Here is an 11919-nt window from a genome sequence, read left to right as displayed (position 1 = left end):
GCTAAGCCTCACAGCGCCGATGGTACTGCAGGGGGGACCCTGTGGGAGAGTAGGACGCCGCCGAACAATTCTTCTGAAAAGGCCCTGCCCGGGTTGCCGGGCAGGGCCTTTTCGCGTTTACGGACGTCACGGGAAACGGGTCGAGAAGAGTCGTCGCGAAGGATCGACCGATGGGTTGACCGAGGCGCGGAAGGGCTCGGAAGGGCTCGGACGGGGCTCGGACGGGGCTCGACGAGGGCCGTCGCCCCGCTTCCCGTGACCCCCGCCGAGTGGCTGGTCTTCCGTCAATATGCCGCTAAAACCGCATGATCAGTGCACTGATCAGCGGAAAATCGCCTCTCACGCCGTAGTCTCGAAGGGACGGGAACAGGTGTCCGGGGGTGGCTGCCGGACAGAGCCGGATCAAGAATGGTGCTCATGGGACGCGGCAGGCTGCGCATCTACCTCGGGGCGGCCCCCGGGGTCGGCAAGACGTGCGCCATGCTCGCGGAGGCGCACCGGCGGCAGGAGCGCGGCACGGACGTCGTGGTGGCGTTCGTCGAGGACCACGGCCGCCGGCGCACCGCGGACCTCGTCGCCGGGCTGGAGGTCGTGCTGCGCCAGCAGGTGGTGCACCGGGGTGCCAGGTTCTCCGAGATGGACCTGGACGCCGTCCTGGCCCGCCGTCCGCAGGTGGCGTTGGTGGACGAGCTCGCCCACACCAACGTCGGCTGCCGCAACGAAAAGCGTTGGCAGGACGTCGAGGAGCTGCTGGCGGCCGGGATCGACGTGATCTCCACGGTCAACGTCCAGCACCTGGAGTCGCTCGGTGACGCCGTCCTGGGCATCACCGGAGTGCGTCAGCGCGAGACCGTCCCGGACGAGGTGGTCCGCCGGGCGGACCAGATCGAGCTGGTGGACATGTCCCCGCAGGCGCTGCGGCGGCGGCTGGCGCACGGCAACGTGTACGCGCCGGAGAAGATCGACGCCGCGCTCGCCAACTACTTCCGTCCTGGCAATCTGACGGCGCTGCGCGAGCTGGCGTTGCTGTGGACCGCTGACCGGGTGGACGAGTACCTCCAGAAGTACCGGGCCGAGCAGGGCATCGTGGGCACCTGGCAGGCCCGGGAGCGGATCGTGGTCGGCCTGACCGGCGGCCCCGAGGGGGCGACGCTGATCCGCCGGGCGGCCCGGATCGCGGCCCGCGTCTCCGGCGGTGAGCTGCTCGCGGTCCACATCTCCCGCTCGGACGGCCTGGCGGGCTCGGGCTCGCCGCAGACCCTGATCGAGCAGCGCGCGCTGGTGGAGAGCCTCGGCGGCTCCTTCCACAACGTCCTGGGCGACGACCCCGCGGCCGGGCTGCTGGACTTCGCGCGCGGCGTGAACGCGACCCAGATCGTACTCGGCACGAGCCGCCGACCCGGCTGGCAGTTCCTGTACGGGCCGGGCGTCGGTACCACGGTCACCCAGAAGGCCGGGGACATCGACGTCCACATGGTCACCCACGAGCACGCCGGGCACGGGCGGCGCGGCACGGTACCGGTCCGCCGGATCACCGATCTGGGCCGGACCAGGACGGTCGCCGGCTGGCTGATCGGGCTGGCGGGGCCGCCGGTGCTGGCGCTGGTGCTGGCCGCGGTCGGCGGGCTGGGCCTGTCCACGGACATGCTGCTGTTCCTGTCGCTGACGGTGTGCGCGGCGCTGGTCGGCGGGCTGCTGCCGTCGATCGGCTCGGCGCTGGTCGGCTCCACGGTGCTGAACTACTACTTCACCCCTCCGCTGCACACCTTCACCATCAACGAGCCGCAGAACATCATGGCGGTGGCGATATTCACCGTCGTCGGCTGCTCGGTCGCCTCCGTGGTGGACTTGGCGGCTCGGCGCACCCACCAGGCGGCCCGCGCCCGGGCCGAGGCGCAGACGCTCAGCGCGCTGGCCGGCACGGTGTTGCGCGGTGCGCCGAACGGTGACGGGGTGCTGACGGCGCTGATGGAGCAGGTGCGGGAGACGTTCGGGCAGGAGAGCGCCGCGCTGCTGGAGCGCCCCGAGCAGCTGGCCGCCTGGGCGCCGGTCGCCGCGGCCGGCCCGCGCCCGCCGCAGCGGCCCGAGGAGGCCGACGTGGACGTGCCGGTCGGGGAGGGCCTGGCGCTGGTGCTGCGGGGCCGGGTGCTGCCCGGGGAGGACCGGCGTCTGCTGGGGGCCTTCGCCGCCCAGGCCGCCGTGGTGCTGGAGCGCCGCCGGCTGGCCCGGGAGGCCGCCGCGGCCCGCCGGGAGGCCGAGGGCAACCGGATCCGCACTGCGCTGCTGGCCGCCGTCTCGCACGACCTGCGCACCCCGCTGGCCGGCATCAAGGCCTCGGTGAGTTCACTGCGCTCGGCCGACGTGGAGTGGGATCCGGAGGACGAGGCCGAGCTGCTGGCGGGCATCGAGGCCGGGGCCGACCGGCTGGACCACCTGATCAACAATCTGCTGGACATGAGCCGGCTGCAGACCGGCACCGTCACCCCGCTGATCCAGGAGACCGACCTGGACGAGGTCGTGCCGTACGCGTTGGGCGGTGTGGCGCCGGAGTCCGTCCGGTTGGAGGTCCCGGAGACGCTGCCGATGGTGCGGGCCGACGGCGGGCTGTTGGAGCGTTCGCTGGCCAACCTGGTCGAGAACGCCGTGAAGTACAGCCCGGAGGGCGTCAGGGTGCTGGTCAAGGCGGACGCGCTGGAGCAGCCGGGCGGGCCGGGCCGGGTCGAGCTGCGGATCGTGGACCGTGGGCCGGGGGTGCCCGAGGACGCGAAGGAGCGGATCTTCGCGCCGTTCCAGCGGTACGGGGACGCGCCGCGCGGCGCCGGCGTGGGCCTGGGACTGGCGGTGGCGCGCGGCTTCGTCGAGGCGATGGCCGGCACCGTCACCGCCGAGGACACCCCGGGTGGCGGTCTGACCATGGTCGTCAGCCTGCCCGCCGTCGAGCGGCCGCCCGAACCGGGGGAGCCGGTCGGGGACGACGACGGATCGCTGTCGCAGCTGATCACCTGAGGCCCCGCGGCGCACCGCCCGCTCCCCGCCCGTTGCCCCCGTCGCGCATGGGCCGCCCCCGCCGGTCCGGTATGCGGGTCGCGGCTCCAGCCGAGTCACACAGTCCGAAAGATCCGACAGCCCTGAAAGGCGGAGCCCGCACATGACCCGGGTCCTCGTCGTGGACGACGAACCGCAGATCGTCCGCGCGCTGGTGATCAACCTCAAGGCCCGCAAGTACGAGGTGGACGCGGCCCACGACGGCGCGAGCGCGCTGGAGCTGGCCGCCGCCCGTCATCCGGACGTGGTCGTCCTCGACCTGGGCCTACCCGACATGGACGGCGTCGAGGTGATCCGCGGTCTGCGCGGCTGGACCCGGGTGCCGATCATCGTGCTGTCGGCCCGGCACGCCTCCGACGAGAAGGTCGAGGCCCTGGACGCCGGCGCCGACGACTACGTCACCAAGCCCTTCGGCATGGACGAGCTGCTCGCCCGGATGCGGGCCGCGGTGCGCCGGGCCGAGCCGGTGGCGGGCGAGGACGACTCGCTGGTCGTCACCGAGAGCTTCACCGTCGACCTCGCTGCCAAGAAGGTCAACCGGGACGGCACCGACGTACGCCTCACGCCCACCGAATGGCACCTGCTGGAAGTGCTGGTCCGCAACGCCGGCCGGCTGGTCAGCCAGACCCAGCTGCTCCAGGAGGTGTGGGGCCCGGCCTACCGCACTGAGACCAACTACCTGCGGGTCTACCTCGCCCAGCTGCGCCGGAAGCTGGAGCGGGACCCTTCGCATCCGCGCCACTTCATCACCGAACCGGGCATGGGATACCGCTTCGAGGGCTGACCGGGGGCGCCCCCGGCGGTCGTGCGGCCTGCCGCCGGGGGCCCGGAAACCGGTACCCTGCCGACATGAGTGGTGACAACAGCAGTGGCCAGCCGCCGGGGCGATTCCGCCGCATGCTCAGCCGGCTGACCTCCTCGGCCGAGGAACTGGACGCCGAGGACCTGCGCCAGGAGATCGCCGCGGAGTCCGGCTGCCGGCCGATCGCCGGCTGCGCGGACCGTGAGCTGGTCACCGTCGCGGGCACGCTGCGCACGGTGACGCTCCGTCCCCGGGCCGGGGTGCCGGCGCTGGAGGCCGAACTCTTCGACGGCACCGAGGCGCTGGAGGTCGTCTGGCTCGGCCGCCGCTCGATCGCGGGCATAGAGCCGGGCCGCCGGCTGGTCGCCAGCGGCCGGATCAGCCACGCACGCGGGCGCCGCGTGCTGTTCAACCCCCGCTATGAGCTGCGTCCGGTCGGACACGGGAGCGAAGCGTGAGCAACCACCCCGGCGGCGAAGCCGTCGCACCGGCCGCCGAGCCGACCGTCGAGCCGCCGCTCGACCCGGCGGCCGCCGAGGCCGCCCGTCAGGCCGCCTCCAAGGAGGCCGCCGACACCGTGCTGCAGGCCTTCGGCGGCGTACGCGGCATGATCGACATGACGCTGCCCGGCCTGGTCTTCATCGTCACGTACAACATCACCCACCAGGTGAGCGCCGCCGCCTGGGCCGCGCTCGGCCTGAGCGGCCTGCTCGTGGTGGTGCGGCTGGCGAAGCGGGAGACCATCCAGCACGCCTTCAGCGGTGTGTTCGGTGTGGCCCTGGGCGCCTGGATCGCGATGAAGAGCGGCAAGGCCGAGGACTTCTACCTGCCCGGGCTGCTCTGGAACGTCGGCTACTGCATCGCCCTGGCGGCCTCCGCGCTGGCGCGCTGGCCGATGATCGGGGTGATGCTCGGCCCGATCACCGGCGAGATGTTCACCTGGCGCAAGGAGAACCCGGGGCGTCTGGCCGCCTACACCAAGGCGACCTGGGCCTGGGTGGTGATCATGGGCCTCAAGCCGGTGATCCTCTTCCCGCTGTACTTCACCCACAACGTGAACCTGCTCGGCTGGCTGAAGGTCGCCCTCGGCATTCCGCCGCTGTTGCTGGCGATGTACGTCACCTGGCAGATCCTGCTGAAGGCGCCGCCGCCGATCAAGGCGCAGCTGGACGACGACGAGGACGAGCCGGCGAAATAGCCGCCCCCACGAGGCCGCCACGGGCGCCGAGCACGGACGCCGGGCACGGGCGCCGGGCACGGGCGCCGATTACGGCCCGAGGACGGTCCCGAGGACGGTCCCGAGGACGGCGCAGGGCCCGCACCCGACCCGGGTGCGGGCCCTGCGCCGTGTTCCGGTGCTTCCTACTGGGCGCCGGAGGTGGCCGAGAGCAGCTGCTCCAGCTCCTCCTCGCGTTCCTGCGCGGCGACGAAGAGCAGCTCGTCGCCGCCCTCCAGGGTGTCGTCCTTGCCGGGCACCAGCACCCGGCCCTCGCGGATGATCGTCACCAGTGCGGTGTCCTGCGGCCAGGCCACGTCGCCGACCCGGGTGCCGACCAGTTCGGTGTCGGCGGCAAGGGTCAGCTCGACCAGGTTGGCGTTGCCCTGGCTGAAGCGCATCAGGCGGACCAGGTCGCCGACGCTGACCGCCTCCTCGACCAGGGCGGACATCAGGCGCGGGGTGGAGACGGCCACGTCCACGCCCCAGGACTCGTTGAAGAGCCACTCGTTCTTGGGGTTGTTCACCCGGGCGACCACCCGCGGCACCGCGTACTCGGTCTTGGCGAGCAGCGAGACGACCAGGTTGACCTTGTCGTCACCGGTGGCGGCGATCACCACGTGGCAGCGCTGCAGGGCGGCCTCGTCCAGCGAGGTGATCTCGCAGGCGTCGGCCAGCAGCCACTCCGCCATCGGCACCCGCTCCACCGAGATGGAGTTCGGGTTCTTGTCTATCAGCAGGACCTCGTGCCCGTTCTCCAGCAGCTCGCCCGCGATCGAGCGGCCCACGGCACCGGCCCCGGCAATGGCGACGCGCATCAGTGACCCTCCTCCTTCGGACCCTGCGCGAACGCGGCCTCGACGGCCGTCAGGTCCGTCCGGCGCACCATCACGTGCACCAGGTCGCCCTCCTGCACCACCATCTGCGGCGAGGGCAGCACGCCCTCGCCGAGCCGGGTGACGAAGGCCACCCGGGCGCCGGAGGACTCCTCCAGCCGGCTGACCCGCTGGCCGACCCAGTCCGGGTGGTAGGCGACCTCGGCCAGCTGCACGCTGCCGCTCGGGTCCTGCCACAGCGGCTCGGCGCCGCTCGGCAGCAGCCGGCGCAGCATCTGGTCGGCGGTCCAGCGGACCGTCGCCACGGTCGGGATGCCCAGGCGCTGGTACACCTCGGCGCGGCGGGGGTCGTAGATCCGGGCCGCGACGTTCTCGACGCCGAAGGTCTCCCGGGCCACGCGGGCGGCGATGATGTTGGAGTTGTCACCGCTGGAGACGGCGGCGAAGGCGCCGGCCTCCTCGATGCCCGCCTCGCGCAGGGTGTCCTGGTCGAAGCCGACTCCGGTGACCCGGCGCCCCTTGAACCCGGCGCCCAGCCGGCGGAAGGCGGTCGGATCCTGATCGACCACGGCCACCGAGTGGCCCTGTTTCTCGAGCGCTCTGGCGAGGGCCGAGCCCACGCGGCCGCAGCCCATGATGACGATGTGCACCGGCGCTACCTCACCCGTCCCGTAGGGCTCTTGACCTGCGCAAACACCGCTCATCTCCCTTTCCCGCCCGGCGTGCCGGGACGAGCTTCCTCGTGGGGGCATCGGCTGGAAACCGCTCGACAATCCGAGTGTTGCCCGTCGACTCGTATCCGACACGCTAGCCGGTCCACAGAACGCAGTCGCGACGAAGGGGGGGACAAACGGCAGAGCCCCGCCCGGGAAGCCCCTACGATTCCTTACCGTGCCTATGCCGAAAGACCTTCCGAAACGCATCCTGATCGGGCGTGCGCTCCGCAGCGACAAGCTGGGGGAAACGCTTCTCCCCAAGCGGATCGCGCTGCCCGTTTTCGCCTCGGACGCGCTCTCCTCGGTCGCGTACGCCCCCGAGGAGATCCTGCTCACCCTGTCCGTCGCGGGGGCGTCGGCGATCCACTTCTCCTGGCTGATCGGCCTCGTGGTGGCGGTCGTGATGCTCGCCGTGGTCGCCTCGTACCGGCAGAACGTGCACGCCTACCCGAGTGGGGGCGGCGACTACGAGGTCGCGACCGTCAACCACGGGCCGGCGGCCGGTCTGGTGGTCGCGGCCGCCCTCATGGTCGACTACGTGCTGACCGTGGCCGTGTCCACCACCTCCGGCGTCGCCAACGTGGTCTCCGCCGTCCCGGCGCTGCGCGGACACGAGATGATCGTGTCGGTCATCGTGGTGGTGCTCCTGATGGGCATGAACCTGCGCGGAGTGCGCGAGTCCGGCAGCGCCTTCGCGGTGCCCACCTACGCCTTCATGATCGGCGTGATCGGAATGGTCGGCTACGGCGTGCTCCGGCACTTCGCGCTCGGCCAGTCCATGCCCGCCGAGAGCTCCGGCTTCCACCTCGCCGCCACCCCGGGCAACGACTCGCTGGCCGGATTCGCGATGGTGTTCCTGCTGCTGAAATCCTTCTCCTCCGGCTGCGCCGCGCTCACCGGTGTGGAGGCGATCTCCAACGGCGTGCCGGCCTTCCGCAAGCCGAAGAGCAAGAACGCGGCCACCACCCTGCTGTTGATGGCGTCCATCGCCGTGGTGATGTTCATGGGCATCATCTGGCTGGCCCGGCTGACCGGCGTGCAGATGGCCGAGAACCCGGCCGAGCAGCTCGTCGGCGCCGCGCCCGACTACCACCAGAAGACCGCGCTGGCCCAGATCAGCGAGGCCGTCTTCAACAACTTCACGCCCGGCTTCTACTTCGTCGCCGCCGTCACCGGCCTGATCCTGGTGCTGGCCGCCAACACCGCCTTCAACGGGTTCCCGGTGCTCGGCTCGATCCTGGCCCAGGACCGCTACCTGCCGCGCCAGCTGCACACCCGCGGCGACCGGCTGGCCTTCTCCAACGGCATCATCCTGCTGGCGATCGCCGCGATCCTGCTGATCATCGCGTTCGACGCGGACCCCAACCGGCTGATCCAGCTCTACATCGTCGGCGTCTTCGTCTCCTTCAACATGAGCCAGTCCGGCATGATCCGGCACTGGACCCGCCTGCTGCGCACCGAGACCGACCCCGCCAAGCGCCGCCACATGCAGCGCAGCCGGGCGATCAACGGCTTCGGCCTGGTGATGACCATGGCGGTGCTCATCGTCGTGCTGGTCACCAAGATCGGCCACGCCTGGATCGCGATCGCCGCGATGGCCGTGCTGTTCGTGATGATGAAGGGCATCCGCCGCCACTACGACCGGGTCTCCGAGGAGCTCACCGCCGCCGTCGAGCCGGACGACGTGGTGCCGCCCACCCGGGTGCACGCGATCGTGCTGGTCTCCAAGCTGCACAAGCCGGCGCTGCGCGCCCTCGCGTACGCCAGGCTGGCCCACGCCCACACCCTGGAGGCGGTCAGCGTCAACGTCGACCCGGCGGACACGGCGGCGCTGCGGCAGGAGTGGGACGAGCGCGGCATCGAGGTGCCGCTCAAGGTGCTGGACTCCCCCTACCGCGAGATCACCGGGCCGATCCTGGACTACGTGAAGAACCTGCGGCGCAGCAGTCCGCGCGACGTGGTCGCGGTCTACATCCCCGAGTACGTGGTCGGCCACTGGTACGAGCACCTGCTGCACAACCAAAGCGCGCTGCGGCTCAAGGGGCGGCTGCTGTTCAAGCCCGGAGTGATGGTGACGTCGGTGCCCTGGCAGCTGGAATCGTCGGAGCGGCGCAAGGCGCTGAAGGCCTGGTCGCCGCCGGGTGCCGTCCGGCGTGGCGACCCTCGGGCGCCGAAGGCCGTAAAGTCGAAGGATTCCGACCGTGCCGGTGCGACCGCCGGTGGCACCTCCGACCGCAGCAAGGACTCCTCCCAGTGACGCGCAACACTCCGCCCCGCTCCTCGGGCTCCTCCGGCGCCTCCGGCAAGGGCGGCGCCCGTCGGGGCGGCTCCCAGCCCGGGCAGGTCTCCCGGCCGCGCTGGGGCCGGCCGCACCGTCCGGAGGCCACCGACCGGGACGGCCTGACGGCGCGCACCGCGCCGGTCGTGCCGGGGGAGCCCCGCCCGGACGCCCCGGCCGGGCGGCCCGCCCGCGCCGAGAAGGGCGCCGGTGCGCAGAAGCCCGCCCGCGCGGACAAGGGTGCCGGTGCGGAGAAGGGCGCCCGGGCGGCCGGCGACGACGGCGGCGGGGCGGGCCGCAAGGCGCCGCGCAAGCAGGCGGTGCGGCCGCCGAAGGCGCTGCGCGCGGCCGGCCCGCGGGCGCCGCGCCAGGAGAAGCCGTCCGGGGATCCGCTGGTCGGGCAGCGCTACGAGGTCGAGGTCGGCCCGGTCGCGCACGGCGGCGGGCACTGCGTGGCCCGGTACGAGGGGCGGGTGCTGTTCGTCCGGCACGCGCTGCCCGGCGAGAAGGTGGTCGCGCTGGTGACCGAGGGCACCACCACCTCCCGGTTCCTGCGGGCCGACGCGGTGGAGGTGCTGGAGCCCGCCAAGGAGCGGATCGAGGCGCCCTGCCCGTTCGCCGGGCCGGGCAAGTGCGGCGGCTGCGACTGGCAGCACGTGACCCCGGGCGGGCAGCGCAAGCTCAAGGCGGCGGTGCTGACCGAGCAGCTGGCGAAGCTGGCCGGGCTCACCCCGGCCGAGGCGGGCTGGGACGGCAGCGTCGAGCCGGTCGGCGGCAAGCTGCCGGCCGGACAGGTGCCGGCCTGGCGCACCCGGGTGCAGTACGCGGTGGACGCGCAGACCGACAAGGTCGGTCTGCGCAAGCACCGCTCGCACGAGGTGCAGCCGGTGGACCGCTGCCTGATCGCTGCGGAGGGCGTCACCGAGCTGGGCATCGAGTCCCGCGACTGGCCGGGTGTGGCCGCGGTGGAGGTGGTCGCCGCGAGCGGTTCCTCGGACCGCCAGGTGGTGCTGACCCCGCGCCCCGGGGCCCAGCTGCCGCTGGTCGAGCTGGACAAGCCGGTGTCGATCGCCCGGATCGACGACCAGGGCGACGTGCACCGGGTGCACGGGCGCGGCTTCGTGCGCGAGCGGGCCGCCGGGCGCACCTGGCGGGTCAGCAACGGCGGGTTCTGGCAGATCCACCCGGAGGCGCCGGAGACGCTGGTCGACGCGGTGCTGGACGGGCTGGACCCGCAGTGGGGCGAGAACGCGCTCGACCTGTACTGCGGCGTCGGCCTGTTCGCGGGCGCGCTGGCCGACCGGGTCGGCGAGGACGGCGCGGTGCTCGGCATCGAGTCCGCCAAGCAGGCCGTGGCCGACGCCCGGCACAACCTGGCCGCGCTGGACAACGTGCGGATCGAGTGCGACCGGGTCGAGACGCTGCTGCCGCGCACCGGCATCACCGCCACCGACCTGATCGTCCTCGACCCGCCGCGCTCGGGCGCCGGCCGTGAGACGGTCGCGCACCTGGTGGGCCTGGAGGCGCGCCGGATCGCGTACGTGGCCTGCGACCCGGCGGCGCTCGCCCGGGACCTCGGGTTCTTCCGCGAGGGCGGCTACCGTCCGGTGTCGCTGCGGGCCTTCGACCTGTTCCCGATGACGCACCACTTCGAGTGCGTGGCGATCCTGGAGCCCATCGGGGAGTGACCCGACGCGCAGGAGGCGGCACCCGTTCGGTACGGGTGCCGCCTCCTCGGCGTTCCGGCGCGCGGTCAGCCGTTGTGCTCCTCCTCGTCGGCACTGTGCGGAAGGTCGATGCCGTGCTGGGCGGCGAGCCGCAGGAGCGCGGCGATCCGGCCCTGGTACGCCTGGACGCCGTCGGCGTCCCCTTCGGCCCGGGCCGCCGCGAGGTCCCGCCGGGCCTGGGCGAGCTGCTCACGCAGCTCCTGGTCGAACATGGCTGTCATTGCCGGCCTCCACACCGGTCGGTGCCGCTCGGGGAACGCTCAGGAGAGTTCAGAGTCCCGGATGGTGAAGGACTCTTCAAGTCTCGCTCGCCCTGGTGGGGTGGGGTGGCGGCGGGCAGGGTAGGGGAGCTGGGCGGCTCGGCGGCCGGTTCGGTGGGCTCCATGACGGCCGCGGTGACGGCTCTGATGGCGGTTCCGGTGACGGCTGCGGTGACGGCTCGGGGGACGGGAGGTTGCGCGGGGGCGTGCGGCGGGTGTGCGGGCGGTGGATGTGCGCCCTTGTTGTGCTAGCACTTCAGCGCTAGCTTGAGGGCATGGGTAAGAAGCAGCTGAACGTCCGAGTGGACGCCACGACCGCGGAGATGGCCCGGGAACGGGCGGAGCAACAGGGGATCAGCATGAACCAGTACATCGAACGCCTGGTCCAGCAGGACATGGGCGAGTCGGGGCGGGCCTTCGTCGACGCGGCCGCGCAGTTCATGAAGGAGTACGAGACGGCGTTCCTCGCCGAGTTCGGGGAGCCGGGCGAGATCCAGGACGTGCGCCGTTGAAACTGGAGGTCGACCTCTCGTGGCTGCTCATGACCGCCGAGCAGTACACGCCCGGTGACCCGCAGGTCACCGACTACGGATCGCTGCTCGCGGCCGTCACCCGGCACCAGGCCGAGATCTTCGACATCGCCGTCTACCCCGAACCGCAGGACCGCGCTGCCGCCCTGATGCACCAGCTGATCCGGGTGCCGGCCCTGGAGAAGACCAACGAGCTCTTCGCGACCGCCGTCGCCTACGCCTACCTCGTCGCCAGCGGCTGCACCGTCGCCACCACCGCCCGCGAGGTCCGCAGCCTCTCCCGCGCCATCCGGGAAGGGCGGCTCGGCGTGTCCGGGGTCGCGGAGCGGCTGGCGGCCTGGGTGGTGGACGAGGCCGCGGGGGAGGGCGTCAGCGGGGCGGACGACGAGGACGAGGACGACGACTGACGGCAGGGCCGGGCCGTCCCACAGGCCCGCCGGTCGCCGTCCCGTCGACCGGTCGCCGGCGCGCGGACCCGGTCGTCCGGCCGCCGTCCTCGCCGCCCGCCG

The 11919-nt window shown here is 72.4% G+C and carries 11 protein-coding genes and 1 rRNA gene; 9 read left to right on the top strand and 3 right to left on the bottom strand.

What is annotated here, in order from left to right:
• The 5 genes from rrf to ACZ4WV_RS31910 form a co-directional block, all read left to right on the top strand.
• Positions 1-66: ribosomal RNA gene (gene rrf, locus ACZ4WV_RS31930) — 5S ribosomal RNA — on the top strand; the annotation flags it as partial.
• 351 nt (positions 67-417) lie between these two features.
• Positions 418-3006: a sensor histidine kinase gene (locus ACZ4WV_RS31925; protein WP_465752131.1), complete on the top strand. Its 2589-nt coding sequence runs from the start codon at positions 418-420 to the stop codon at positions 3004-3006.
• A gap of 142 nt (positions 3007-3148) precedes the next feature.
• Entirely contained in the window at positions 3149-3829 is a 681-nt protein-coding gene (locus ACZ4WV_RS31920; RefSeq protein WP_350749961.1) for a response regulator, read from the top strand.
• Between the two features lie 65 nt (positions 3830-3894).
• Complete coding sequence (locus tag ACZ4WV_RS31915; protein ID WP_465752130.1) at positions 3895-4305, top strand: OB-fold nucleic acid binding domain-containing protein; 411 nt, start codon at positions 3895-3897, stop codon at positions 4303-4305.
• Positions 4302-5045, top strand: a complete 744-nt coding sequence (locus ACZ4WV_RS31910; RefSeq protein ID WP_465752129.1) for a DUF3159 domain-containing protein — start codon at positions 4302-4304, stop codon at positions 5043-5045. Before ACZ4WV_RS31915 ends, ACZ4WV_RS31910 begins: the two co-directional genes overlap by 4 nt.
• Positions 5046-5209: 164 nt before the next feature.
• On the opposite strand, the gene ACZ4WV_RS31905 is transcribed toward ACZ4WV_RS31910, so the two are convergent.
• Both ACZ4WV_RS31905 and ACZ4WV_RS31900 read right to left on the bottom strand, forming a co-directional pair.
• Complete coding sequence (locus tag ACZ4WV_RS31905; RefSeq protein WP_402980144.1) at positions 5210-5881, bottom strand: potassium channel family protein; 672 nt, start codon at positions 5879-5881, stop codon at positions 5210-5212.
• Positions 5881-6549, bottom strand: a complete 669-nt coding sequence (locus tag ACZ4WV_RS31900; protein WP_465752128.1) for a potassium channel family protein — start codon at positions 6547-6549, stop codon at positions 5881-5883. Before ACZ4WV_RS31900 ends, ACZ4WV_RS31905 begins: the two co-directional genes overlap by 1 nt.
• A 247-nt stretch (positions 6550-6796) precedes the next feature.
• Here ACZ4WV_RS31900 and ACZ4WV_RS31895 point away from each other — a divergent pair, with 247 nt between their 5' ends.
• Both ACZ4WV_RS31895 and ACZ4WV_RS31890 read left to right on the top strand, forming a co-directional pair.
• On the top strand, positions 6797-8872 hold the full coding sequence (locus tag ACZ4WV_RS31895; protein ID WP_465752127.1) for an APC family permease: 2076 nt from the start codon (positions 6797-6799) through the stop codon (positions 8870-8872).
• 359 nt (positions 8873-9231) lie between these two features.
• On the top strand, positions 9232-10581 hold the full coding sequence (locus tag ACZ4WV_RS31890; RefSeq protein ID WP_465752134.1) for a class I SAM-dependent RNA methyltransferase: 1350 nt from the start codon (positions 9232-9234) through the stop codon (positions 10579-10581).
• Positions 10582-10646: 65 nt separating this feature from the next.
• Here the strand turns inward: ACZ4WV_RS31890 and ACZ4WV_RS31885 are convergent, their stop codons facing one another.
• Positions 10647-10841, bottom strand: coding sequence for a hypothetical protein (locus tag ACZ4WV_RS31885; protein ID WP_465752126.1), 195 nt, complete (start codon positions 10839-10841; stop codon positions 10647-10649).
• A gap of 314 nt (positions 10842-11155) precedes the next feature.
• Here ACZ4WV_RS31885 and ACZ4WV_RS31880 point away from each other — a divergent pair, with 314 nt between their 5' ends.
• A complete protein-coding gene (locus ACZ4WV_RS31880) occupies positions 11156-11392 on the top strand; it encodes a toxin-antitoxin system HicB family antitoxin (protein ID WP_380613687.1) in 237 nt (78 codons plus the stop codon).
• Positions 11389-11817: a fic family toxin-antitoxin system, toxin component gene (locus ACZ4WV_RS31875; protein WP_465752125.1), complete on the top strand. Its 429-nt coding sequence runs from the start codon at positions 11389-11391 to the stop codon at positions 11815-11817. Before ACZ4WV_RS31880 ends, ACZ4WV_RS31875 begins: the two co-directional genes overlap by 4 nt.
• Positions 11818-11919: the final 102 nt, after the last annotated feature.

It is taken from the genome of Kitasatospora sp. NPDC029312 (assembly GCF_055569215.1).
The sequence above is the reverse complement of the archived record's forward strand: the minus strand, read 5'-3'. Positions and strand labels throughout refer to the sequence as shown.